This window comes from Vibrio sp. 1727 (assembly GCF_033344415.1).
GTDB classification, from domain to species: Bacteria; Pseudomonadota; Gammaproteobacteria; order Enterobacterales; family Vibrionaceae; genus Vibrio; species Vibrio alginolyticus.
Map to the genome: position 1 here is coordinate 85,727 of NZ_JAWPOT010000002.1, position 25,210 is coordinate 110,936.

The 25,210-nt window shown below is 43.1% G+C and carries 25 protein-coding genes and 1 tRNA gene; 19 read left to right on the forward strand and 7 right to left on the reverse strand.

Annotated features, from left to right (window positions below; translation table 11 throughout):
• Positions 1-26: 26 nt before the first annotated feature.
• Positions 27-1,379: an NADP-specific glutamate dehydrogenase gene (gene gdhA, locus R8O10_RS02810; protein ID WP_318191083.1), complete on the reverse strand. Its 1,353-nt coding sequence runs from the start codon at positions 1,377-1,379 to the stop codon at positions 27-29.
• A gap of 305 nt (positions 1,380-1,684) precedes the next feature.
• Between gdhA and R8O10_RS02815 the strand changes: the two genes are divergently transcribed.
• Together R8O10_RS02815 and R8O10_RS02820 are read left to right on the forward strand one after the other, a co-directional pair.
• Positions 1,685-2,695 carry a DUF2804 domain-containing protein gene (locus tag R8O10_RS02815; protein WP_033906458.1) on the forward strand — a complete coding sequence of 337 codons (1,011 nt, stop codon included), beginning with the start codon at positions 1,685-1,687 and terminating at the stop codon, positions 2,693-2,695.
• A 7-nt stretch (positions 2,696-2,702) separates the two neighbouring features.
• Entirely contained in the window at positions 2,703-3,560 is an 858-nt protein-coding gene (locus R8O10_RS02820) for a sterol desaturase family protein (protein ID WP_005373167.1), read from the forward strand.
• A gap of 16 nt (positions 3,561-3,576) precedes the next feature.
• On the opposite strand, the gene R8O10_RS02825 is transcribed toward R8O10_RS02820, so the two are convergent.
• Positions 3,577-3,651: transfer RNA gene (locus tag R8O10_RS02825), tRNA-Gly, on the reverse strand.
• 371 nt (positions 3,652-4,022) lie between these two features.
• Here R8O10_RS02825 and R8O10_RS02830 point away from each other — a divergent pair.
• The 3 genes from R8O10_RS02830 to R8O10_RS02840 all read left to right on the forward strand — a co-directional run bounded on the left by R8O10_RS02830 (position 4,023) and on the right by R8O10_RS02840 (position 5,797).
• The gene (locus R8O10_RS02830) at positions 4,023-4,541 is read left to right on the forward strand and encodes a DUF4136 domain-containing protein (RefSeq protein ID WP_053304498.1); all 519 of its coding nucleotides are present in this window, start codon (positions 4,023-4,025) and stop codon (positions 4,539-4,541) included.
• Positions 4,542-4,628: 87 nt separating this feature from the next.
• A complete protein-coding gene (locus tag R8O10_RS02835; RefSeq protein WP_234499406.1) occupies positions 4,629-5,066 on the forward strand; it encodes a hypothetical protein in 438 nt (145 codons plus the stop codon).
• Positions 5,067-5,116: 50 nt separating this feature from the next.
• Positions 5,117-5,797: a DedA family protein gene (locus R8O10_RS02840; RefSeq protein ID WP_054577812.1), complete on the forward strand. Its 681-nt coding sequence runs from the start codon at positions 5,117-5,119 to the stop codon at positions 5,795-5,797.
• A gap of 125 nt (positions 5,798-5,922) precedes the next feature.
• Here R8O10_RS02840 and R8O10_RS02845 read toward each other — a convergent pair whose 3' ends face one another.
• From R8O10_RS02845 to R8O10_RS02855, 3 genes are all read right to left on the reverse strand, one after another.
• The gene (locus R8O10_RS02845; protein ID WP_005373158.1) at positions 5,923-6,246 is read right to left on the reverse strand and encodes a hypothetical protein; all 324 of its coding nucleotides are present in this window, start codon (positions 6,244-6,246) and stop codon (positions 5,923-5,925) included.
• 86 nt (positions 6,247-6,332) lie between these two features.
• Positions 6,333-6,791, reverse strand: coding sequence for a hypothetical protein (locus tag R8O10_RS02850; protein ID WP_017633653.1), 459 nt, complete (start codon positions 6,789-6,791; stop codon positions 6,333-6,335).
• Between the two features lie 326 nt (positions 6,792-7,117).
• Positions 7,118-7,759 carry a murein L,D-transpeptidase catalytic domain family protein gene (locus tag R8O10_RS02855; protein WP_005373154.1) on the reverse strand — a complete coding sequence of 214 codons (642 nt, stop codon included), beginning with the start codon at positions 7,757-7,759 and terminating at the stop codon, positions 7,118-7,120.
• Between the two features lie 857 nt (positions 7,760-8,616).
• Between R8O10_RS02855 and R8O10_RS02860 the strand changes: the two genes are divergently transcribed.
• A complete protein-coding gene (locus R8O10_RS02860; RefSeq protein WP_017635389.1) occupies positions 8,617-9,192 on the forward strand; it encodes an imm11 family protein in 576 nt (191 codons plus the stop codon).
• 139 nt (positions 9,193-9,331) lie between these two features.
• Here R8O10_RS02860 and R8O10_RS02865 read toward each other — a convergent pair whose 3' ends face one another.
• The gene (locus R8O10_RS02865) at positions 9,332-11,692 is read right to left on the reverse strand and encodes an EAL domain-containing protein (RefSeq protein ID WP_171344894.1); all 2,361 of its coding nucleotides are present in this window, start codon (positions 11,690-11,692) and stop codon (positions 9,332-9,334) included.
• 473 nt (positions 11,693-12,165) lie between these two features.
• Here R8O10_RS02865 and rbsD point away from each other — a divergent pair, with 473 nt between their 5' ends.
• The 13 genes from rbsD to vctC all read left to right on the forward strand — a co-directional run bounded on the left by rbsD (position 12,166) and on the right by vctC (position 24,776).
• A complete protein-coding gene (gene rbsD / locus R8O10_RS02870) occupies positions 12,166-12,585 on the forward strand; it encodes a D-ribose pyranase (RefSeq protein ID WP_005382620.1) in 420 nt (139 codons plus the stop codon).
• A gap of 23 nt (positions 12,586-12,608) precedes the next feature.
• Positions 12,609-14,114 carry a ribose ABC transporter ATP-binding protein RbsA gene (gene rbsA, locus R8O10_RS02875; protein ID WP_005373147.1) on the forward strand — a complete coding sequence of 502 codons (1,506 nt, stop codon included), beginning with the start codon at positions 12,609-12,611 and terminating at the stop codon, positions 14,112-14,114.
• Positions 14,111-15,094 (forward strand): ribose ABC transporter permease, encoded by a 984-nt coding sequence (gene rbsC, locus R8O10_RS02880; RefSeq protein WP_005382618.1) that lies wholly within the window; start codon positions 14,111-14,113, stop codon positions 15,092-15,094. The genes rbsA and rbsC overlap by 4 nt, the downstream gene beginning before the upstream one ends.
• An 85-nt stretch (positions 15,095-15,179) precedes the next feature.
• The gene (gene rbsB, locus R8O10_RS02885; RefSeq protein ID WP_005373143.1) at positions 15,180-16,058 is read left to right on the forward strand and encodes a ribose ABC transporter substrate-binding protein RbsB; all 879 of its coding nucleotides are present in this window, start codon (positions 15,180-15,182) and stop codon (positions 16,056-16,058) included.
• 223 nt (positions 16,059-16,281) lie between these two features.
• Positions 16,282-17,199, forward strand: coding sequence for a ribokinase (gene rbsK / locus R8O10_RS02890; protein ID WP_318191084.1), 918 nt, complete (start codon positions 16,282-16,284; stop codon positions 17,197-17,199).
• Positions 17,200-17,234: 35 nt separating this feature from the next.
• Positions 17,235-18,257 (forward strand): substrate-binding domain-containing protein, encoded by a 1,023-nt coding sequence (locus tag R8O10_RS02895; RefSeq protein ID WP_005373138.1) that lies wholly within the window; start codon positions 17,235-17,237, stop codon positions 18,255-18,257.
• Positions 18,258-18,756: 499 nt separating this feature from the next.
• Positions 18,757-19,488: a nicotinamide riboside transporter PnuC gene (gene pnuC, locus R8O10_RS02900; protein ID WP_047101387.1), complete on the forward strand. Its 732-nt coding sequence runs from the start codon at positions 18,757-18,759 to the stop codon at positions 19,486-19,488.
• 10 nt (positions 19,489-19,498) lie between these two features.
• Complete coding sequence (locus R8O10_RS02905) at positions 19,499-20,230, forward strand: nucleoside phosphorylase (protein ID WP_017635382.1); 732 nt, start codon at positions 19,499-19,501, stop codon at positions 20,228-20,230.
• Positions 20,231-20,364: 134 nt separating this feature from the next.
• Positions 20,365-21,045, forward strand: coding sequence for a Crp/Fnr family transcriptional regulator (locus tag R8O10_RS02910; protein WP_318191085.1), 681 nt, complete (start codon positions 20,365-20,367; stop codon positions 21,043-21,045).
• 163 nt (positions 21,046-21,208) lie between these two features.
• Positions 21,209-22,117 carry a siderophore ABC transporter substrate-binding protein gene (locus tag R8O10_RS02915; protein WP_005376635.1) on the forward strand — a complete coding sequence of 303 codons (909 nt, stop codon included), beginning with the start codon at positions 21,209-21,211 and terminating at the stop codon, positions 22,115-22,117.
• A gap of 22 nt (positions 22,118-22,139) precedes the next feature.
• The gene (vctD, locus tag R8O10_RS02920; protein WP_047101389.1) at positions 22,140-23,075 is read left to right on the forward strand and encodes an iron chelate uptake ABC transporter permease subunit VctD; all 936 of its coding nucleotides are present in this window, start codon (positions 22,140-22,142) and stop codon (positions 23,073-23,075) included.
• A complete protein-coding gene (locus tag R8O10_RS02925; protein ID WP_047101391.1) occupies positions 23,068-24,018 on the forward strand; it encodes an iron chelate uptake ABC transporter family permease subunit in 951 nt (316 codons plus the stop codon). Before vctD ends, R8O10_RS02925 begins: the two co-directional genes overlap by 8 nt.
• A 2-nt stretch (positions 24,019-24,020) precedes the next feature.
• Positions 24,021-24,776 (forward strand): iron chelate ABC transporter ATP-binding protein VctC, encoded by a 756-nt coding sequence (gene vctC, locus R8O10_RS02930; RefSeq protein WP_017635379.1) that lies wholly within the window; start codon positions 24,021-24,023, stop codon positions 24,774-24,776.
• 42 nt (positions 24,777-24,818) lie between these two features.
• On the opposite strand, the gene cueR is transcribed toward vctC, so the two are convergent.
• Positions 24,819-25,205, reverse strand: coding sequence for a Cu(I)-responsive transcriptional regulator (cueR, locus tag R8O10_RS02935; RefSeq protein WP_005376627.1), 387 nt, complete (start codon positions 25,203-25,205; stop codon positions 24,819-24,821).
• Positions 25,206-25,210: the final 5 nt, after the last annotated feature.

Here is a 25,210-nt window from a genome sequence, read left to right on the forward strand (position 1 = left end):
AGCAGTCATCCTGCTGGCTCGTTCATCTAGACGACACCTTGCTCAATCATTGCATCAGCGACTTTTCTAAAGCCTGCAATGTTGGCGCCTAAAACTAAATTTCCAGGTTGGCCAAACTCTTTACTGGTTTCGTTTGCATTGATGAAAATATTTTTCATGATGGTTTGCAACTGACTATCCACTTGTTCAAACGTCCAGTTTTGCATGCTGGCGTTTTGCGCCATTTCAAGTTGACTGGTTGCAACGCCGCCTGCATTGGCTGCTTTTGCAGGCCCATAAGCTATGTCCGAGTCCACGATAATATTGGCAGCATCACGGGTGGTTGGCATGTTCGCCCCTTCACTAATCAAAATACATCCGTTTTCGATAAGAGCCAGTGCGTCGTCTGACGTTAATTCATTTTGAGTCGCACAAGGGAAGGCAGCATCAGCCTGATATCGCCAAACAGCATGTCCTTCATTAGGATAGTCGCCCTCTGGTGTGTATTCTGCTTCAGGGTAAGTTTCTAAATATTCTTCTAAGCTTGCTCTTTTCACTTCTTTCAGTTGTTTTAGGAGCTTAAGATCAATACCGTGCTCATGATAGATCGTACCTCGAGAGTCGCTGCATGTAACTGGCGTTGCTCCCATATGGTACAGTTTTTCAATGGCGTAGATAGCCACGTTTCCAGCACCAGAAACGAGACAAGTTTTCCCTTTCAATGAATCGTTGCGGTCGTTGAGCATGCATTCTGCAAAATAGACGGCGCCATATCCTGTCGCTTCTTTTCTGGCGAGTGAGCCACCCCAAAGCAGACTCTTGCCTGTAAGCACACCTTCGTAGCGGCCCGTCAATCGTTTGTATTGACCAAACATATAGCCAATTTCGCGCGCCCCGACACCGATATCGCCTGCGGGCACATCGGTGGTAGGACCGATGTGACGGTACAACTCGTTCATAAATGATTGGCAAAATCGCATGATCTCGCTGTCGGATTTTCCTTTAGGATCGAAGTTTGAACCGCCTTTGCCGCCACCGATAGGAAGGCCAGTCAGTGCGTTTTTAAAAATTTGCTCAAAGCCGAGAAATTTTATGATGCTCGCATTGACTGAGTGATGGAATCTCAATCCTCCTTTGTACGGCCCCAAAGCAGAGTTGAATTCAACTCGATAACCTTTGTTTACTTGTACATTTCCAGCATCATCAACCCAAGGAACTCGAAACATGATTTGACGTTCTGGCTCGACGATCCTCTGGATAATCGCTTGTTCCTTATATTTATTATTGCCTTCTATTACCGGCGCGAGAGAAGTTAATACTTCTTCTACCGCTTGGTAAAATTCTTTTTGCGCAGGGCTACTGTGTTGCAACGCAACAATAGTATCGTGTATGTATGACATAGATTTCTTCCTTGATGTGAATAAGCAATCAGTTTATATGAATGTATTTCCATTAAATAGTGATTTTGACCAAGATTCAATGGTTGTAGTGGTCTTTCCTGCGGATGAGAATGTGCAGCTTCTAACCCAGGCTGTGTTGGTTGAGATAGGTAGGGCTAGCTAAGTAAGCGGGTGGTTGAGTGATCAGTTTCACATATAACAAGCAGAAATCACTTTAGTCGATGTTGTTGTGCAGTTACGCAAATTGTTTATGTTAACGTCATGTTAAAGTTTGTGTGTGTGATAACTTGTGAAAAGACAACTATATGGATGAGCTTAAGGTTCTGAACTCGTTTATTCAGCAGAATGGCCTACCAGCGTTTGGCCACCTTGATGGAATTCCAACATCGTTACAGCTAGATAAATTTACCTACCTCGATGAGATGGATAAGCCGGTATCTAAGTGGCGCCGTTACCGCGATTATAAGCAGTTTCAGTTCGTCAATTTGGTCACACCTAATTACGTCATTGGAGTAGCGATTGCTGATATACGGTATTTAGCATCCGGCTTTTGCTACCTGTTTGATATTAAAAAGAATAAGTTGATTGAGCAACAATGGTTGAAACCTTTTAATATAGGTTATCAAACTCAGCCTTCCAGTTGGTGCAGTCTTGCCCATCTTGCTAACAAAAGAGTTCAGTTTTCTATTAAGGATGGTATTTGGCACGTCCACTTTGTGACAGAGTCAGTCAATGCGGATCTCTATTTACGTCCAGAAAATATGAGTTTGCCATTAATGTTGTGTACGCCAACAGGTTATGCGGGTTGGACATATACTCAGAAGCACAATGCGTTAGCAGTAGACGGTAACTTGTTCATATTAGGAAAAGAGCAAGATCTTTCAGAGGTGGCTGCTGGTTACGATTTTTCCGCTGGGTACATGCGGCGAGAAACAAGTTGGCGCTGGGCGAGTATCAATTGCTTTGAGGATGACAGGCGTCTGGGGTTGAACTTGGCAGCTGGCGTTAATGAAACTGGCTATTGCGAAAATGTATTGTGGATTAATGGTCAGCGTCACTTTTTGCAACCTGTGCAGTTTCAGTTTTCACGAAGTGATGAAGGGCAAAAGTGGCATATTACGTCTGAAGATAAACGAGTTAACTTACAGTTCACGCCTTTGAATCGACGCTCAGAGAAGAAAAATTTTTGGCTTCTCAAAAGTAACTTTCGTCAGTACATCGGTTATTTCTCTGGCTATATTATCGATGGAAATGGCATCAAACATCAGTTAGAAGAAGTTATGGGTCTTACTGAAGATCACTATGCAAAATGGTAGAAACACAATGGATTGGACGCAGTTGATGGACCGCCCAGAATTACTTCTGATGATTCTGGCTCCAGTTTTCTTTTTCTGCATGCTTGCCGAATATTGGTTCGGACAAAGAAGAGGACGCTTGCCTGAAAGCGCGACGTATTACTTCCCTGAAGTAGCGTGTAATTTTGTTCTTGCGGGCTTACACCAAGCGACAGACATACTCACGGGTTTACTGATTGCTCAGTTGTATTTGTGGTGGTTTGATTGGCGTTTGTTTGATATCGAAATGAGCGTCTCAGCTTTTCTTTTACTTGTTGTCCTGCAAGATTTTTTCTATTACTGGTTTCATCGGGCTAGCCATCGTATTCGTTGGATGTGGGCCGCGCACGTTGTTCATCACAGTTCGGAAAGAATGAACTTCAGTACCGCCTTTCGTCAAAGTTTAATGTATCCGCTAGCGGGGATGTGGATTTTTTGGTTGCCCTTGGTGATTATTGGTTTTGAGCCAAAATGGGTTGTCTTCGTTGTGTTGTTTAATCTGGGCTTACAGTTTTTTGTTCACACCCAATCAATTCGTTCGCTCGGGCCACTAGAGTGGGTATTTAACACGCCGTCTCACCATCGCGTTCATCATGGTGTGAACCGTCAGTACATCGACAAAAATTATGCGGGTGTATTAATTATTTGGGATCGAATGTTCGGAACGTTTGAACCAGAGGTGGAAACGGTTCGGTATGGGGTTTCTAAACCTGTAAACAGCTTTAATCCCATCCGCGTGACGTTTGCAGAATGGAAAGACATGTTTTATGACGTAACTCGACCAAACTTATCATGGAAACAACGCTGCCGCCGTTTGTTCGCTCCGCCATCGGATTTTTATGAGTAAATTGAGATAAAGAGATTGGAGCGGGCAGCGGGAATCGAACCCGCATCATCAGCTTGGAAGGCTGAGGTAATAGCCATTATACTATGCCCGCGCATCGATAGGACTCGGTTAATATGCCACACTGGACGAAAAAGAAAAGTCTTTTCTCATCAAATGTTTGTCAGTTGCCTAAAAAAGTAGCGGACTGATGTTAAAGTGTTCATTGTCTCTGGTTTTTTGTGGCACTCGCGATTTCGTTACTAAGCCTAGAGGCTTCCAATTAGGTCGTAAACACCGAATTCTTAGGTGTTTAGATGTTGATGATATTCAAGATTTTTTGTGCAAAGGTTAATCTCGTTTATTGAACAGTCACGTTTCATGGTCAAGACTAGATATTGAAATGATTACTTTTTACTGTTGATGCGTATGTATAACACAGGGTAATTCTGCTGAAACAGTCAGCTTAACCAAAGGAGATTTAACATGATGAGAGGTTTGATATTAGGGTTGGTGGTGATGCTGGTATCTGCTTGTACGACCGTGACAACCGATGTAGATAAACAAGCCGACTTTTCAGCTTACAGAACGTTTGACTTCGGTGCTCAGGCGGAAGCTCCTACCAGTATTGATGGTCGACGTATTGAGCAAGGGCTTGCTGAACAGCTTGAGGGTAAGGGTTTAAATAAGGTAAATAGTGGCGGTGACCTTTACGTACATCATGATATCGTAGAAGAATCCGAGCTTGTTTCTTCAGGATCGTCGGTGAGCTTTGGCTATGGCTGGAATAGCTTTGGTGTGATCACTTCAAGCCCAGAAAGATATAAAGAGCGTAAGTATGGGAAGTTGGTGGTTGAACTGGTTGATGCAAAGGCTAATCAAGTCGTTTGGAAAGGCGTTTCAAGTCGTAAACTGTCTGAGTCAATGAGCTCTGAGAAAAGAGAATCTCTCATCCAAGAAGAAATCGCGAAGATGTTTGAAAGCTACCCTTACGGTGAAAAATAATTAGTATTCTTAACGATTAAGAATACTAATTGCCAATAGTTACGCACAGGGTTAAAAGAACTTATCATTTTGGTTCTGGTTACCTTTGTGCGTACGACTCTGATTGCTTTACTCGGACTACTTTTCTGCTTGTTGGCTCCGAGCATGAGCCTTGCGTACTCACACCCAAATTTTCTTTCCGTTCATAACCAGAATATCGCTGTTGACGCTAAGTCGAAGCACTTTTCAGAACATCCCATCTCTTCAATACAGCAAGACTTTCCGAGTTTAAACAGCCGGAATGTATTGAGGGTTAGCCATGCTAAGGAAATGAGCTCGAACGACGATGTAGAACCCGAATGGTTTGAAATGCTTGATGTAGCATGGTGGGCGCATCGTTCGGCAATTTACTCGATGAAGCGGCTAAAACGCATCGGTAATGAGGCTTTAGGTTGTTGTATTGAAAGTATTTTTACTCACTCTAAATACAGAATCGGCGTGAGAAAAGAGTCGAATTTCATATACCGCTTTATACATGCTCGCTAACACATTCCATGTTTTTGCAACTTTTGGTTAATTATGCTTAGGAGCGGTTTATGTTTGATTCGATCATTCAGGTCTTGAGTGCTTTTTGGCATCAAGATTTCACGGCGTTAATGGCGCCAGGCAGTGCAGGTTTGGTTTATTTTGTTGTTGCTGTGAGTATCTTTTTGGAAAGTGGTTTTATTCCTGCTGCACCTTTCCCATGCGACAGTGTCGTCGTATTATCCGGTACGCTGGCGGCGGTTGGCGTCCTTGACCCAATTATGATCATGTTGGTGATAGCTGTTAGTGCGGGGTTGGGAAGTTGGGCGGCTTATTTACAAGGCAAGTGGCTAAATCGCTTACCTAAGGTTCAAGGCTGGGTGAGTGCGGTTCCTCAAAAGCGTTTGGAACAAGTCGACGTATTACTCAGTAAACATGGATTGGTTGCGCTTTTGTGCGCGCGGTTTATTCCGGTTGTTCGTTCCCTATTGCCATTAATGATGGGGTTGCGAGTGAAACGTATTAGTAAATTCCATTACTTTGCGTGGCTGAGTGCGATTTTATGGACGCTGATATTATGCGGTTTTGGTTCATTACTTCCTTTGCTACCAGAAAATATGAGCAAAGCAATCACAATGCTATTAATGGCGGCACCAATAATTACTCTTGTGATTGGAGTGCTTAGTTTCTTGTTTGTTAAAGCACGTCGAGCGACCTGTAAACCCAAGGATGTGTCAGAGTTTTCCCAATAAGTTTACTTTGATTTGCACTTTTAAGCTTGTATGCAGATTAGACATCTAATCGACAGGTTTTTGTCAGTAAAAAGAAAGGCGCATATATTGCGCCTTTCTTTTTGAGTGTCGTTAGGGTTTCGAATTTAATAGCCAATGCTATATAGGTATTCGCCAACTTCTTTGCACTGAGACTTGTAGATGTTCTCTACTTCAGACTCATTCTTATCTGCTGCTTTAAATTCAAGTTCGGCAGACGATAGCTGGTCAAAGCTGTAGTCTCTCTCAGACATTAAGTAGTGTCTGAACATCGCTCTGTGTTCCGGAACTGCAATACGTGCGTTAGAAACGTTGGCACACTCTAACAGAGTGTCGTTACTCATTTCTTCTGGCTTAGTTTCTGTGTTTGCTAAGGTTGAGCCCGCTGCAAATAGTAATGCTAGTGCGATGGTTGTAGCGATTCTTGTCATTATATGGACCTCAAATTGGTTCTAGTAACAATGAGCATATTGGTTCTTATCGTTACATTTTCGTGTTCTCTGTATGTCATAAAAAGTTAAACAACAGAGAAGGCGTTGCGACCATGAGTAAAGACGTACATTAAGTTCGCTTCCTTTCTTCCTGAGAGGCGATAAAGAGAGCGTTGACTCATGAGTCCGCCATAACTGTCTAGAGGTAAGCGAGATGCTTGTTTTGCCAACTCCAGTAGTGGTGGAGAAGAGAAAGCAATAAGTAAAAAATAATCAGGAGTAAAATCTGATGATAAAACGCCATCAGTAGCTGATGTTCGGCGACAGGAGACAAGCCCGAACAACTCGCGCTTTATATGTAGGTAGTAACTTTCTGAACCCCAAGAGCTCAGAGAAGCTGAGGCATGAAAATCAGTGTGTGCTAGCTCAAAATCGTCCTGTTGAGAGAGTTTAAGTAGGCGCTCGGAAGTGTAATGTTTGGTGTGGTGCCACTCATGCGCATATGAAGCTGTGATGAGCCCTGAGAGCAGGGACAAAGAAAGCATCAATAATATACGGTGTAGATAACGCAAGAAGTAACCCTAAACATATAAAGCCACAGTTACCCACCATGATTAAGGAATCTTAGTGGAACTATGATAACGATGAAAGCCAGTGTCTGATCAACTCAGCGTATACTAACGAGATGGAAGGGGGATGAACAGAGTTTTCTGATCGCACTTAGGTATATCAGCGAATAACACAATAATTTTCGCTTTCGAGTAAGCGAAAATGGAAAGAGAGTCGTTGCACAGGACGATTAAGCTAACAGGATTATTACTAGGGAAGAAATAGAATCTTCTTTTTCTTCCCCATATGTGTCGCATCGATATTATGCGCTTGCGTAAATAACGCTGCCGCCTTTTATGGTGTCAATGATCTCGCGAGACAACTTCTCTGGCAAAGCAGGGCAACCCCAACTGCGTCCGAGGTATCCATTCTTCTTGATGAAGGAAGGGTTTGCGTAATCGGCACCGTGCACGACAATGTAACGCTCGCGAGCTTTGTCGTTTAATCCAGAGCTTAGCCCATCTAATCGAAGTGAATAGCCATTTGAGCCGTAGTAAGTGGTATCAGTCAAAAAAGTGCCCAATGATGTTTTTCGCGAGTTCACGACATTTGAAAACTGTGTCGCTGTTTTCTTTCCGCTGTTCACGCCGTGAGAAACATACGTATTGTAGATTAGCTTCTTTTTATCTAAATCAACCACATAAAAACGCTTTTCAGTTGATGGTTTACTATAGTCGATGATCGTTAGTACCGACTTCTTTCTATCGGGTGTCTTCTGATAAGCGATGTAAGCGTCACTGAACAACTTAAAGTCTACTATGCCATCTAGCTTGGCTTGTTTAAACACATGTTCAACTTGCTTTGGTCGTAAATGATCCCTGGGTTCGTTATCTGATTGTTTTGCAAAAGCAAAAGGTGAGACAGACAACAGCGCACATGTAAATAATAAAATTAACTTTTTCATCTTGGCTAAATAAAACTCTATGGTGTTACAAATTTACCGATTGCTTCATGCATTCGTTAAAACAACATGCACATCAATATAATTCTATTCCCAATGTTTCTTATTGCACGCTTAGGTGCTTGATATTGGGTTGACGATAAGTTTTCGAGTTAAAAACTAACTAATTGAAACTTATAAAAAATATGAAGTTTAACGATGATTTCTATAAACTTCGGCGTAAATAATATCTGATATATGTAATTAATAAAACTGTGTTTAAGGATATTTGTGAAGTTGCTAATTTATAAAAACGGCGTTTTATTTTTCGTACTTTAGAAACTCTTTTTATTTCAATGTGTTTTCTTTTTCTACGCTTTATCCAATACCTCAAAAGTTTGTGATTTAACTCGTAACAAATCGTAACGCCGAATCGTTATGTGTATAAATGCATTTATAATGTATGAATAAACAACAGGGTGGTAAGAAAAGGTAGTAAAACAGCGGTGAATCGGTTGTTTTTAATTCACGATTGACAAAGCTAAGTCTAAGTCGTACAAAAATTGAACTTGTGAATGTATCGTTTAAGTGAGAGTGATGAGCTCGACAAAAGTGAAGTGATGCGTGCTATTGTTTATTCTCTAACTTATTCGATTACATAAGGAAGGTACATAGTAAAAATTGAAAAAATAATTCTATCGTGTGGATTAAAATATATAAATAATAAAACTTAGAAATTAAAAGATAAGAACGCCAGATATTAATTCATTAAATTTTTGAACATGAAAGTAAACTCTATCTATTATGTTTGGTTTGGTTTGGTTTGGTGTGAAAGCGCTCGTCTCATTAAGAAAAGCGCTCAAATTTATTTAAGGACGGTTATGACAGCATTTAATAAAGTGTTTATTGTCACTCCCAATGTTAATGATTTTGCAATGTTGCAAGAGTCGCCATTGGAAATGTCTCTTCAAGTAACGGCAAGCAAACCTATCCAACTCTATGGAGAGTCTGTTAAAGCCAGTTGGAAAAGTATTGATATTGAATGGTTAGACGTTATGGGTGAAAAGCCATTGCCCAGGCCTGATATTGCAGCATGGGGATCTTTTACTCTTGCTGTATCCGCTTCTATTGCGGATAAGCTCGATGTGTTGAGCGAGAATGTCGAATTTTTACCATTAAATCTACAAGGAAAGCCTTGGCGAGCATTAAACATTGTCACTCAAATTGATGCCATTGATACCTCTGCTACCGAGTATAATCTTCGTCATGGTAAGCTAAGTCGTGCTAGACCGTTTAAGAAACTCGTTTTGAATAGAGAAGCCGTTAATGAGTCTGACTTGTTCAGAGTAAAAGGTGCTGGGCTCAGAACGTTTTGCACGGACAAAAAAGGTGGCTTGTACGATAGCGTCAAAGCGCTGAATTTGACCGGTTTGGATTTCAAGGAAGTGCTGGTTTAAAAACGAATAAATAGTAATTTACTCAACTAAAGTCATAGATATAGGTATGGGGGAACAAAAGCTGAGCATCTATCAATGAAGCTCATATACAGCTAAATACAGCCGCCACAGTTGTGACTGCTGTACTTCTCCCCTTAACTTATGTTCTTGAAACCCTAATTGAGCTGACCATGGACGCATCAAATCGACTGTCGTCATTTGCCGATTGCCACCACAAGCTCAATTGTTCTTTAGTCATTGGTTTGCCAAATAAATAGCCTTGCATATAGTCGCAGCGGTATGCCGATAGCCATTCATGCATCATATTGTGTTCAATACCTTCTGCTGTAACCGTTTTATTTTGGGCATGGCATAGCTCAATAATAGGTTTGATCACATGGCCGTTGTTGGTGTTCATCAATGTAACGAGGAACTCTCGATCAAATTTGATTTTTTGAACCGGATACTGAACGAGCTGAGTTAACGATGTGTAACCAGAACCAAAGTCATCAATTGCAAGACGGTAGCCACGTTTTGATAGCTCATCAAGTAGAGCCGTGCCTTGTTGTTCTGCGGCAAAGGTTTCGGTTATTTCTATCTCAATACATTCTGGTTTAACACTGTGCAGTGTCGCTTGTTCATGGATGTAGTTTGCCATTTCTATCGAGTTTAGCTCTGCTGATGAAAGATTGACCGAAAGAACAATATCCTTACCGAAAATATTCCTTAATTGATAGTATTCCGCCGTTGCATTGGCGAAAACCCAGCGGTCAATTTTATCAAATAATCCGGCTTGCTCTGCAATTGGAATAAACTCCTTTGGAGGGATAGGGCCGATACCTTCGGCTTCCCAGCGCAACAAGACTTCTAACCCCTCAATTTCGTTGTTTCGATTGTTCATATAGGGTTGAAAAACGAGGTGAAATTCTTCCTCTACATTGCTTTTTCGGAGCGCACGTTCAAGTTGACTTCGTCTTTGAGACTCAATATTGAGAGCGGCTGAATAATAGGCGTATTGATTTTTCCCTGCCCGTTTTGCTTGATACATAGCCGCATCGGCACTGGAGAGTAACTTCGCGATGTCAGTACCGTCTTGAGGATATTGTGCAATACCTACGCTTGCCGTAACGGGAAATGAATTACTCCAAGATGAACTGAGATTACTAATCGGTTTTAGTAACTCTGATGCAAGCAAATCAGGCAAGCGTTTTACCTCTTGATTTGAGCTCAGCAAAATTGCAAATTCGTCACCAGATAACCTGGCGGCAAAGCAGGGGCTGTTGTAATCGTGCGATAACTTTTGACAAGCATCCTTGATGTGTGATGAGAACACTTTTAATAAGTTATCTCCCAATTCATGCCCGTATTTATCATTCACGTATTTAAAGTTATCAAGATCGACGTAAACAACCCACAGAAACTGCGAAGGGGAGATAAGTTCACGAGTTGCAAGCTCATGAAAACGATGGCGATTGGCGAGTTGCGTCAGGTGATCCGTTTCAGCTAGGCGTTTTGTCTTTTTATAGATGACATTAAGTTCCTCATACATATCAAAAAAGCGTGCAGAGAGGCGTCCTATTTCATCGTTTGTTTCTAGCTTTTCAATATTGTCACGTTGATTAGATTCAAGTTCGTTCAGCTGCTTATCAAGGCGAGAAACAGGGCGCAACACATAGCGGTACAACACCAAAATGATTAATGTGATAGTGAAAAACGCCGCTACGCCAAAGGAGAAAGCAAGTTCTAGCCACACTTTATCGACTTTATTCCACATTAAATATTCGGCAGGAGAAAGCACGGCATAAAAGTGCGGCAGCAGCTCAATGGTTTGAGCGAGAGGAATATCAAGATAAATGGGTTTGTCGGCGAAAGTAATCACGCTGTGCGTGTCAAACTCGATGTCATGCTTAATCTCGTTAAAGGCTTCAAGTGATACGGAAACTACCACAAAAAACACATTTTTCGAGTCAAAGCTCAAAGGGTGAGTCCCCGTTCTTTTGTCGACGACCTCATATTGAAGAAGAATGCTTTGTCCACTGGAGTTATAAATAAAGCCAGTGTGACTGAAAGCCTCTCTCTCATTGAAACTTCGTGATATGTACTCTAATACCTTTGGGTCGACCACGCCCGATGATTCGTAATATTTGTTTTCTGTGTAGTAGAGAAGGTTTTGTTTGCCGTCGAGGATCGCCATGCTCGCATCGCCTTTGTAACCATGGCTTAATACTTCAGCGGTCTCGTCTAATCGATTAAACAAGACTCGCTCACGATAGGGGTTGTTATGATTAACCAAATAGTCTTGTAATACATCACTTTTACTGAGCGTATAGGCATAGCTATTAAGAAAAATATTCGCTTGTCGAAACTGCCCGGCGAGCTTTTCCATCTGCAACTGAATATAGCTGTCTTCCCGCTTGATGAGCGTCACTTTTTGAATGCTATAAATAATATAGCTAGATACTAACGCGCTTAATAAGATCACTGGCGCGACAAGCAAAATGACTCTATTGCTTAACTTCATTATGGTTCTTAGTTTCCGTTTGTGTCCCTACAAACGTCGCGTACCAGGTAAGGTACTGAACGGATGATGTGTTTTGGCAAATTGTAACCAGATTGTAAGGTGAGCGTTCTCCAAAATCAGGCAGCTATCTAAGAATTGTGATGACGTGAAAGGTTTCGAGCTTATTAACTAGAGGTTTTCTCAGTAGTTGGACGTCTCTTTTCCTTCCTCCCTGTATAAAACCTAACCGTAATGACAGGGAAATACCATCATCGAAACGTTTCGATGGTAAAGTGTGACTCAAGTGCACTTTTCCTATTCAATGACAATTGAATTACAGATCATTCTCACACCTTATCGATCTCACACTGGTCAAATTGCGATGACGAATTATTATTTCATCGAAACGTTTCGATGAGTTTTCTGTTAATAACGAAAACACTTTAAGACAGGCGCTCATGGTTGTATGAACGTGTAACCGAAAGGTCGATGAGATGAAAAAAAGTACCCTAATTAACTCAGATATTTCTTACTTGGTGGCGACGCTAGGCCACACCGACGAGATCACGATATGTGATGCTGGTCTACCAATCCCAGAGCATGTTCAGCGAATCGATTTGGCGCTAACGCATGGGGTACCAAGTTTTCTTGATACTGTTCGCGTAATTCTATCTGAGTCCCAAATCGAAGGGGTCATCATTGCGGAAGAGTTCTCTGATGCAAGCCCAGTTTTGCATGAAGCGTTGCTCAACGAACTGAGCAAAGAGAGTGAAGAGACGGGCAAATCTATTGAGGTGAGCTACGTGTCACATGAAGCGTTTAAAGCACGCACGGCCCAAAGTCGCGCTATCGTAAGAACCGGCGAATGCTCGCCATATGCGAACGTTATTTTCCAAGCGGGCGTGGTTTTTTAAGCCAGAGATATTGAGGACAGATTATGACTCAAGCCATTCTACAACTAAGCGAAATTGAGAAGGCGTTTCCGGGCGTAAAAGCACTCGACAAAGCAAGCCTGAATGTTTATCCAGGCCGTGTTATGGCGCTGATGGGTGAAAATGGAGCAGGCAAGTCAACGTTAATGAAGGTGTTGACAGGCATTTACCACATGGATGCGGGGAGCATTCAATATCAAGGTCAGCCGGCGGCCTTTAAAGGTCCACGCGATTCACAGGAAGCTGGTATTAGCATAATTCACCAAGAGCTGAACCTGATTCCTGAACTGACGATTGCCGAAAATATTTACTTGGGACGAGAGTTCACCGGCTCCTTAGGGCGTATCCAGTGGGGCAAAATGTATGACGAAGCTGACAAGCTTTTAAAACGTCTCAATGTAAAGCATTCATCAAAAACATTGCTTGGCGATTTAAGCCTTGGTGAACAACAAATGGTGGAAATTGCAAAGGCACTTTCGTTTGAGTCGAAAGTCATCATTATGGATGAGCCAACGGACGCACTGACCGATACCGAAACGGAATCACTGTTTAAAGTGATTAATGAGCTCCGCGAGCAAGGATGCGGCATCGTATACATTTCGCATCGTCTTAAAGAAATCTTTGAAATCTGTGATGATATTACAGTGCTTCGTGATGGTAAGTTTATCGGTGAGTGCAAGGTGTCCGACACTGATGAAGATGGCCTAATTGAAATGATGGTTGGCCGAAAATTAGAAGAGCAATATCCACGTATTGATGTCCAACATGGCGAAACCTGTCTTGAAGTCATTGGTTTGACTGGGTCTGGCGTTCAGGATGTGAGCTTTACTCTCAAGCGCGGTGAGATTCTCGGAATTTCTGGCTTGATGGGCGCAGGCCGCACTGAACTCATGAAAGTCATTTACGGCGCATTACCTAGTGAGCATGGTGTTATCAATCTTGACAACAAAACTATTAACCCGGTTAGCCCGCAAGATGGCTTGGCAAATGGTATCGCTTACATCTCTGAAGATCGCAAAGGCGATGGTTTGGTTTTAGGTCTTTCAGTTAAGGAGAACATGTCACTTTGTTCGCTAAACCAGCTGACCAAAGGCTTCCAGATTCAACACAGCGACGAAGTGATTGCAGTGGAAGATTTTATTAAGTTATTCAACATTAAAACCCCAACGCGAGATCAAATCATCGGCAACTTATCTGGTGGTAACCAGCAAAAAGTTGCGATTGCGAAAGGGTTAATGACGAAACCTAAAGTTCTGATTCTGGATGAGCCAACACGTGGTGTTGATGTCGGAGCAAAAAAAGAGATTTATCAGCTCATCAACAAGTTTAAGGCCGAAGGCATGAGCATCATCTTGGTTTCTTCCGAGATGCCTGAAGTGCTCGGCATGAGCGACCGTATTTTAGTGATGCATGAAGGTCGTATCACTGGCGAATTTGATGCGAAAGACGCCGATCAAGAAAAATTACTCGCCTGTGCCGTAGGCAAAGAGATCAATGAGGAAGCAGCATGAGTACGAATACCATGAGCAAACCAACCGAAACTGGCAACAAGAAGTTGTTCACAAAAGAGTGGCTGATTGAGCAAAAATCACTGATAGCTTTGATCTTTCTGATCGTTGTTGTGTCATTTTTGAACCCGAACTTTTTTACGGTCGACAACATTCTCAACATTCTTCGTCAAACCTCCGTGAATGCCATTATCGCAGTGGGTATGACATTAGTTATTTTAACAGCAGGCATCGACTTAAGTGTTGGTTCGGTATTGGCATTGTGTGGTGCCTTTGCGGCAAGCATGATTGCGCTTGAGGTTCCGGTGCTAGTGGCGGTTCCAACTGCTTTAGTCGCAGGTGCAGCGTTAGGTGCGATCAGCGGTATCATTATTGCGAAGGGTAAGGTGCAGGCATTTATCGCTACGCTGGTTACCATGACGTTACTACGCGGTGTGACCATGGTGTACACCGAAGGTCGTCCAATCTCGACAGGCTTTACTGACACCGCGGATGCGTTCGCATGGTTTGGTACTGGCTACGCGCTAGGCATTCCAGTTCCTGTTTGGTTAATGGTGGTTGTGTTCGCTGCGGCTTGGTATTTACTAAACCACACGCGCTTTGGTCGCTATGTTTACGCACTAGGCGGCAATGAGTCTGCGACTCGCCTATCAGGTATCAATGTAGACCGAGTGAAGATTGGTGTCTACGCCATCTGCGGTATGTTAGCAGCGCTTGCAGGCATTATTGTAACGTCTCGTCTTTCTTCGGCGCAGCCAACAGCGGGTATGGGCTACGAGCTAGACGCTATCGCAGCGGTTGTTCTTGGCGGTACCAGCTTGATGGGCGGTAAAGGCCGTATCATGGGTACCTTGATTGGTGCGCTGATCATCGGTTTCTTGAACAATGCACTTAACCTACTTGATGTTTCTTCTTACTACCAAATGATTGCAAAAGCAGTGGTTATCTTGCTTGCGGTATTGGTAGACAACAAAAACAAGTAATTCATAACAATCTGTATATATAACAGTGAATACAAACCGAGTCAGGGGACGTGTACTGGCTCACCCTACACAAAGGACTAGAACGATGAAAAAACTTGCAACTCTTATCTCTGCTGCACTTCTTTCTTCAACCGTATCGGTAGCGGCGCAAGCTCAAGATACCATGGCGATTGTGGTTTCGACGCTAAACAACCCGTTCTTCGTAACGATGAAAGACGGTGCGGAAGCAAAAGCGAAAGAATTGGGGTACGACTTAATTGTACTGGACTCGCAAAATGACCCGAGTAAAGAACTGTCGAACATCGAGGATTTAAGTATTCGCGGCGTAAAAGCAATTCTTATCAACCCAACGGATTCTGATGCAGTGTCTAATGCAATTCGTATGGCGAACCGTTCTAAGATCCCTGTGTTGACATTAGACCGTGGTGCAAGCCGTGGTGAAGTTGTGAGTCACATCGCGTCGGACAACGTAATTGGTGGTGAAATGGCAGGCCACTACATCATGGAAAAAGTCGGCGAAAAAGCAAAAGTCATTCAACTTGAAGGTATTGCGGGCACATCGGCAGCGCGTGAGCGCGGTGAAGGCTTTATGAATGCCGTGAAGGGCAGCGATATGGATCTTCTTGCTAGCCAACCAGCTGACTTTGACCGCACAAAAGGTCTAAACGTAATGGAAAACCTGCTAGCGGCTAACCCGGATGTACAAGCGGTATTTGCACAGAATGATGAAATGGCGCTAGGTGCACTTCGCGCAGTTCAAGCTTCTGGCAAAGATGTCGTTATCGTTGGTTTTGATGGTACGGAAGACGGCATTGCAGCAGTTAACCGTGGCAAACTAGCGGCAACTATTGCTCAGCAACCAGACCTTATCGGTGCTTTAGGTGTTGAAACGGCTGACAAAGTTTTGAAAGGTGAAGAAGTAGAAGAGTACATCCCAGTACCACTAAAAGTAGTCACTAAGTAAGTTTCAAGTTCCAATAAATCATCCTAATTTTTGCTCTCTCCTCCGTTTATATCTGTCGTTTAGGAGGTGAGGGCAAATTTACCCAAAATACTGCAAAGTGTGGGGTATAGATGCCTTTGGCTTTTTATCGAGACTCCTTCGTCAGGAAGAGAAGTTAAAGTCATCTAATGTATTTTCCTAAACAGTTTTTAAAAAGGGTTCATTCAGAACCGAGGATAACCGTATGAATAAGTTAGTGGTGTTAGGTAGTGTAAACGCTGACCATGTTCTTCAAGTGCCTTCTTTCCCTCGCCCAGGCGAGACGCTGCATGGTCGCAACTATCAAGTTATCCCAGGTGGCAAAGGTGCCAACCAAGCCGTCGCGGCGGCGCGATTAAATGCAGACATAGGTTTTATCGCTTGTGTGGGCGACGACTCATTCGGCATTAACATTCGCGAAAACTTCAAAATGGACGGCATCGATATCACTGGTGTGAAGATGCAGCCAAATTGCCCGACAGGTATCGCGATGATTCAAGTGTCGGACAGTGGTGAGAACAGCATTTGCATTTCAGCTGAAGCAAACGCCAAACTGACAGCAGAAGCGATTGAGCCAGATTTAGAGCGTATTCGCCAAGCAGATTACTTGCTAATGCAATTGGAAACGCCGATGTGCGGCATTGAGAAAGCTGCACGTGTAGCGAAAGATGCCAAAACCAATGTCATTCTGAACCCAGCGCCAGCTCGCGAACTGTCAGATGAATTACTGTCTTGCATTGACGTGATTACACCAAATGAAACGGAAGCTGAAGTTCTGACAGGTATTACTGTAACAGACAACGAAAGCGCGCAAGAAGCGGCGAATGTGCTACATGGTAAAGGTATAGAAATCGTCATGATCACACTCGGTGCAAAAGGCGTTTGGTTAAGCCAAAACGGTCGAGGCGAAATCATCTCGGGTTTCCGCGTTGAAGCGACGGATACTACCGCAGCGGGCGATACATTTAATGGGGCATTCGTCACTGGTCTCCTAGAAGATTTACCTTTAGAATCAGCGATTAAGTTTGCACATGCGGCGGCTGCAATTTCTGTGACCCGCTTTGGCGCGCAAACGTCGATTCCAACCCGCGAAGAGGTGGACGAGTTTCTCGCTGAACAATAAGGCGCACAACGCCTCATTAAAATAGGAGTAGTAACATGGCGACGATGAAAGACATCGCAAAACTGGCAGGGGTTTCCACTTCAACAGTGAGCCATGTTATTAACAAGACGCGTTTTGTGAGCGAAGAGATCTCTGAACGCGTTAACAATGCCGCAAAAGAGCTTAACTACTACGCGCCCTCTGCGTTGGCGCGTAGCCTCAAAGTCAATCGTACCAAAACCATTGGTATGCTCGTGACAACCTCAACCAACCCATTCTTTGGCGAAGTCGTAAAAGGCGTAGAGCGCAGCTGCTACCAAAAAGGCTACAGCCTCATTTTATGTAACACCGAGGGTGATAACGAACGTATGCGTCAATCCATTAATACGCTATTGCAAAAGCGTGTCGATGGTTTGATCTTGATGTGCTCGTCGCTAGAAGGAGAGCGTATCGATGTATTTGAGCGTTACCCAGATATCCCAGTTGTGGTAATGGACTGGGGGCCGATGCTATTTACAAGCGATAAAATCCAAGACAACTCACTTCGTGGCGGTTACTTAGCGGCGAAATACTTAATTGATTGCGGCCATACCGAAATTGGGTGCATCACTGGCCCTTTGATTAAACACCAAGCGCAAATGCGATACGAAGGTTATAAGCGAGCAATGAACGAAGCTGGCTTGGAATTTAATGCCAATTGGATCATTGAGTCTGACTTCGAATGTGAGGGTGGGTATCAAGCGTTCAAAAAAATGGCTCAGCGTGGCGCATTACCCAGCTCGATTTTCGTCTCTAACGATATGATGGCGATGGGTGTGATTAACGCCGCAAATGAGCTCGGTATTAAAGTGCCGGACGACCTATCCATTATTGGTTACGATGACATCCATATCGCGAAATTTATGTCGCCATCGCTAACTACCATTCATCAGCCTAAGTACCGTTTGGGGCAGGCTGCCGTTGAGACTCTTGTCCGAAAGTTGGATGAAAAATCAACAGAGGCACAGGTCGTACAATTAGAGCCGACTCTAGTGGAACGAAAAAGCGTCAAGAGGTTAAAGTCAAACCTCACTGAATGACGTGTGATGTTGAGCTAAAAAATTAAAAAAGTCGTTTCTCTTTATACGATAAAGCCTTACTATCGTCGTTGATTATAAATAAAACTATTAATTGTTGTCTGGCGGATTAGTCAAATGTTATCAAAAGGTTACGCTAAGTTATCTGTAAAACACCCTTGGTTTCACCGAGTTAATGTTATTACAGTTGTATTGATTTTTTTTGTGAGCTGCTATCAGCTACTGGTTAATGAAGCATTTGAGTACGCAATTGGCTTTATTATTACACTTTTGGCGTCAGCTTTATTTGCATCAGCTTCTGCATTCAAAAAACGCTATCTAGGCTTGGACTCATAGGCACGTCTATTTCCAACACCGTTCAATAGCATCATTTATTGCTTTCAAGTAAACATTGAACTGAATTATGATCGAGTGCATCAAGAGGAGGACAAATGTCCTCCTTTTTGTTGGGGATCACGCTCTAATATAAGCGTATTCCAAACAAAATAATAAAGGACATGTTATGGACCTCTTTGCCTTACTCGATATTAATAATACTCTCGTTAACATTCCGATTGGCGACGGCTACGCAATGAGTTGGATCGAAGCTTTCGGTACCGTTTTTGGACTGCTTTGCATTTGGTTTGCCAGCCAAGAAAAAACCATCAACTACTTATTCGGTTTGCTGAATGTCACGCTTTTTGCCGTTATCTTTTTTCAAATTCAGTTATACGGATTATTGCTTCTTCAATTGTTTTTCTTCTGTGCGAACATTTACGGCTGGTATGCGTGGACTCGTCCAAACGCACAAGGTGAAACGCTGGAGGTTCGCTGGTTAAATAAACAGAAACTTATTACTACTGCCTCTATTAGCGTTGCATGTATCGCATTATTAAGGATCTATATCGACCCATTTTTCTTTGCGCTAGCAAACATTGCTGTTGATAGCTTGAATCTCTTTGGTGCTGGCTTGGCTGAACCGGTGCTTGAACCTGACGCGTTTCCGTTCTGGGATGCGACCATGACAGTACTTTCTGTTGTTGCACAAATTCTGATGACACGTAAATACGTCGAAAACTGGATTCTATGGGTCGTGATTAATATTATCAGTGTGGGTATCTACGCGACGCAAGGTGTTTACGCAATGTCTGTTCAGTACGCGATTCTTATGTTCATCGCTGCCAATGGCACGCGTGAGTGGGCTCGTAGCGCTAAGCGCAATGGCGATAAAACCTTAGCGCACGCTGCTGCGTAAGGAACGAAAAATGGCCAAACAACCTCATATCGGAGTGGATGAAACACAAATCGCTCCCCTCGTTATTGTATGCGGCGAGCCAGATCGAGCGAATCGTATCGCGGCATTATTTGATGATGCAGAAATGGTGTCGGAAAACCGCGAGTACCGTGTGTTTACCGGCAACTACAAAGGCAAGCCTGTTTCAGTGTGTAGTACAGGTATAGGTGCGCCATCGATGATCATCGCAGTGGAAGAGCTAAAACAGTGCGGTGTGACTCATGTGGTACGTGTTGGATCGGCGGGGGCAATGCAATCAGGCATTCACCTTGGCGAGTTGATCATTGCCGAAGGCGCGGTAAGAGATGAGGGCGGCTCTAAAGCGTATGTCGATTCGTCTTATCCAGCCTACGCAAGCTTTTCACTGTTAAAGGAAGTTGAGCGTTACTTGTCGATGCAAAAAGTGCATTATCATTTTGGTGTGGTGCGTTCTCACGACAGTTTCTATACCGATGACGAAGATGCAATATGCCAACATTGGAACAAGAAAGGCATCTTAGGTGCCGATATGGAAACCTCTGCGCTGTTTACGGTCGGTCGACTACGAGGCCTTCATGTGGCTTCGATATTAAACAACGTGGTGCTGTATCAACAAGATGTGAAAGAAGGTGTTGGTCAGTACGTTGATGAAGCCAAAGTAATGATGCAAGGTGAGAAGAGTGCCGCGATTACGGCATTAGAAGCCTTGGTTGCTCAGCGTTAGCCAGTCTCTATCTCAGTAAGTCACATAAACAGAATAGATGTAAAGCGACAGCTCACTGTCGCTTTTTTATTTGGAGTTACGGGGTACAATCCACCTTAAATAGTTGTCCGTAACTTTTTCTGAGAGAGCAGAAAATGAAAATCAGCCCTTATCCGACTGGTCGCTTCAAAACATACCTTGAAGAAAAGAGTGCCACCTTTCGCGATTTGATTTATCAATGCCAAATAAATTCGCGTTACTTTGATGCTGGGGAAGCAATTCTCCGCCAAGGTGAGCAACTTCAGTACTTGTATGTTGTGCCAGTAGGTCGAGTCTCGATGAACATATTGGCCGCAAATGGACGACGTTTTCAATTAGGGGAAGCTAACTGCGACTATCATATTTATGGTGAAATGGAGTTCTTCACTCAGACTCCTTGTCAATGGAATGTGATAGCAGATGAACATATGCAGGTTGATGTTATCTGTATCCAAAAACTAACCGAAGCACTGCAAAATTATCCCCAAATGATGGTGTTCTTCGCTTCAGCATTGGCTGAGGATTATCAAGACTCCATGGATATCTACACTAATCGTTTGTTGCATCCCATTACTTACAACATTGCCTATGAGCTTCTCGTCCGTAATCAGACGGATAAGCTCCTTGGTGGCTTTGATAAAGTGAACCAAGAGGCTGAGCGGTTTGGTACCTCAGGCCGAGTCTATCGACGTGCAGTTAAGGACTTGATTGAAAAGGGATTGATTACAAAAACGGACAACGGTTTGGAGATTATTGATGAGCTGGCACTCAAAGCGTTTATTGAAGCGCATGAATGATACGCCCAGGTATTGGAACTGATGGGTTTTATAAGTCTTTGATATATCTAAGTCTTGAGTAAACGTAACTAATGTAAAGTACCTTAAATTTTGTTGAATGCATTAAAGAGTAGCGTTATATTGCGAACGCGTATGATAATAGATCTCATTAAGGCTTAACAAAATGAAAAAATTCGTTGGTGCGGCTATGCTGTCGTTATTTACTGTTTCTCCTTCTTTCGCTGCTAAAGTTGTGATTGACCACTACATGGGTCAAACAGAGCTAGAACAATCCCCAGAGCGTGTGGTTGTGATTGGCTTTGGCCCGCTAGATGCGTTGGACAACTTTGGTATCGATCCTGTTGCAGTATCTAACTCTTCTAATCTTCCTAGTTACCTTTCAAAATACAGCAAAGATAACTACACCTCTGCGGGTAGTTTGTTTGAACCTGATTTTGAAACCATCTACATGCAAAAACCGGATTTGATTTTGGTTGGTCCGCGAGCGTCTGCGAAATATGAAGAGCTGAGTGAAATTGCCCCTACAGTTGTTTTTGCGGCGAAAGAGAACCAAGGCTATTGGGAAGGCACGCAAGCGCAATGGCGCAATATTGGTAAGATCTTTAATATCGAAGAAAAAGTAGAGCAGAAAATTGAAGCGCTAGATGCTCAATTCAAAGCAATCCGTGACTACAACCAATCGAACAAAAATGATGCATTAACGATTTTGAGCATGGGTGACAACATCAGCGCGTTTGGTGCCCAGTCGCGATTTGGCGTCATTTATAACGACTTTGGCTTCTTGGAAACGGTTGAGCACGTGAAAACGGGCACTCACGGAGATGTCATTTCTTATGAGTTTATTCGTGAAGCTAACCCGAAAAATATTCTCGTGGTTGACCGAAATTCTCTGACAGGTACGCCGGATAACGATATTCGTAAATCCATGGATAACGACTTAGTCAAAGCTACTGCGGCATATAAAAATCATAAAATCACTTATTTAGATGTGGACGCGTGGTACTTGTCGATGTCTGGTGTGACAGCAACAGAAAAAATGGTCAGTGAGATAAAGCAAACCGTTGAACTGTAATCCAAGATAGCAGAGGTTAACTTTGAAGAAGTTATTGCTAACCCTTGTGGTTTTAAGCACGGTTTCGTTATTTGTTGGGGTGGCAAACATGACGCCCCAACAACTCTTTTCAGGTGATGAGAAAGCATTAGAGCTTTTCTTTACCAGCCGTATACCACGTTTATTTGCCATACTGCTTGCTGGTGCTGGCTTGAGTATTGCGGGACTTGTCATGCAGCAAATCAGCCAGAACCGATTTGCTGCACCTTCTACAACCGGTACGATCGAATGTGCCATGTTGGGCTACGTACTGAGCGTGGTTTTCTTTGGTAATGATAATCACCTTTGGCTCGTATTCGGCATCTCGGTATTTGGGACGCTAGCGTTTGTTTTCTTTATTCAGCGCATTCAATTTAAGAGCGTGGTTTTTGTGCCTCTTGTCGGGATTATTTTCGGCAATGTCATCCAATCCATGACTACGTTTGTCGCTTACAAATATGATGCACTTCAAAGTCTGAATGCTTGGACAGTCGCAAACTTCGCCAACATCTTGCGTGGTGATTTTGAACTGCTGTACATCGCGGTACCAATGGTTATCCTCAGCTATCTTTTTGCCGCAAGGATCTCTGCCGTAGGTATCGGAAAAGATTTCGCGATTAACTTGGGTTTGAATTATCAGCAGGTTGTGACGATTGGCGTGCTATTGGTGTCCATCATGTCAGCAAGTGTCGTGATGATTGTTGGCCAGTTGCCATTCTTGGGGCTGATTGTACCGAATCTCGTGAGTCACTTTTATGGCGATAGCCTCAAAAAGAACATTCCGCTTACGGCCATGTATGGGGCCATTTTAGTGTTGTGTTGCGATTTGGTGAGTCGTTTAATTATTTTCCCTCATGAAATGCCAATCTCTATCGTGATCAGCATATTGGGTGGCGTGGTATTCATTGCTATGTTGTTGCGAGGTAAGCAACATGCGTGATTCAACGAAGATCCTGATGCTAGGTGGCATTGCGATTCTTTTCGCGTGTCTGTTTATTGGTATTGGGCTAACGGCTGACAACTACCAATATTTTTTGTCTCGTAGAGTTCCTAAAGTATTGGCGATAGTGCTAGCGGGTGTGGCCATTGCTCAGTCTTCACTTGTATTTCAAACCATTACGCACAACCGAATTTTAACGCCAAGTATCATGGGTTTTGATGCGCTGTATGTGTTAACCCAAATATTGATCGTGTTGATTTTTGGTGGGTTGAGTACCTTGGTGCTTAACTTGTACGTCAATTTCGCGATTGCAGTCATTGTAATGGTGTCGTTTTCGCTACTGCTGTTTGGGTTTTACTTTTCAAAAGGCAGCAAGAACCTGATTACGTTGCTATTGGTCGGCTTGATCTTTGGTCAGCTATTTTCCAATGCGGCGTCATTCTTTTCTTTGCTGATGGACCCAAACACATATGCATTTGTTCAGTCGAAACTGTACGCCAGTTTCAATAATGTCAAAGTGAACTTGGTTTACTTTAGTGCTCCGGCTTTGATGTTTGCATGTTGGTTGTTGTTTAGGATGCATAGCACTTTAGATGTGTTTTGGCTCGACCAAGACAATGCGAAAAGCTTGGGTGTTGATGTACCTAAAGTGACGAGAAATGTGTTTATTATCTCGGCGGTTTTGATTGCTATTTCTACGGCTTTGGTAGGGCCAATCATGTTCTTTGGTTTACTAGTGACCAACTTAAGCCGAGAAATGTTCCGAAGTTACCAACATAAAACGCTATTGGTCGGATGTTCGTTTCTATCCATCAGTTCACTACTTGCTGGGCAATGGATAATCGAAAACGTGTTCAGTTTTGAGACGACGTTGAGTGTCGTAATTAACTTTATCGGCGGTGCGTATTTCTTATACCTGCTGCTGAAAAACAAAGTTGTATAAATATGATAGTAATAGACAAATTAACGAAGGCTTTCGGTTCAAACAAAGTCGTAGACGAGGCCAATACTCAGTTTGAAAAGGGCAAGGTAACATCGATTATCGGTCCAAATGGCGCGGGAAAGAGCACGCTGTTATCTATGGCCTCGCGCTTAACGGAGCGAGATGGCGGTAGTGTTATCATTGATTGCAAGGAAATCGCGGAATGGGACACAAAAGAGCTAGCGAAAAAACTGGCAGTACTTCGCCAAGCTAACTCGATTACAATGCGGTTTACCGTAAAAGAGTTAGTCTCTTTTGGTCGTTTCCCATACTCTAAAGGAAATCTGACTAAAGAAGATCATGAGGTCATAGAACAAGCGATCGACTACTTAGATTTGCAAGATATTCAAGACAAATACTTGGATGAATTAAGTGGTGGTCAGCGACAGCTTGCATTTATTGCTATGGTGATTGCACAAGATACAGATTATGTCTTTCTTGATGAACCTCTTAATAACTTAGATATCAAACACTCTCTTCAGATCATGAAAGTTGTGCAGCAGTTAGCCCATGACATGAATAAAGCCATGGTGGTCGTGATTCATGATATTAATTTCGCGGCGTGTTACTCAGATGTCATATTGGCGCTTAAGAAAGGCAAGGTTGTGGCGAGTGGTGCGGTTGAAGAGGTTATTCAAGCATCTACGCTAGAGGACATCTATGAAACGCCATTTAACATCATAGAGTTAAACGGTAAGCGCATGTGTACTTATCATTAAGCGAGCTAGTTCGTTTTTAACGAGATCAATAGATAGGCGGGCTTACTTGGTGAGCTCGTCTATGATTGGGCATCGGCTCTCTGCATCTCCAGGACAAGAAGAAACCCAACCTTCAAGTTGCGTTTTGATCTCCATGAGGTGTGCAATTTTTTCTTCAACCTCTCTCAGTTTGTCCATGGTTCTTGCTTTTACTTCGCTACTTTTGCGGTTGGGGTTATGAGCAAGTTGTACGAACTCTTTGCATTCTTGCAACGAAAAGCCTGCGCTTTTTGCGCGTGATACCAAGTTAAGCTCTTGAATATGATTATCTGAATATTCGCGATAGCCAGAGTCGCTACGCGCTGGTGGAGATATGATCCCTTTGTCTTCATATAATCGAATCGACTTAGATGAAAGCCCTGTGAGCTTCGCGACAGCACCAATATTCATGTTTA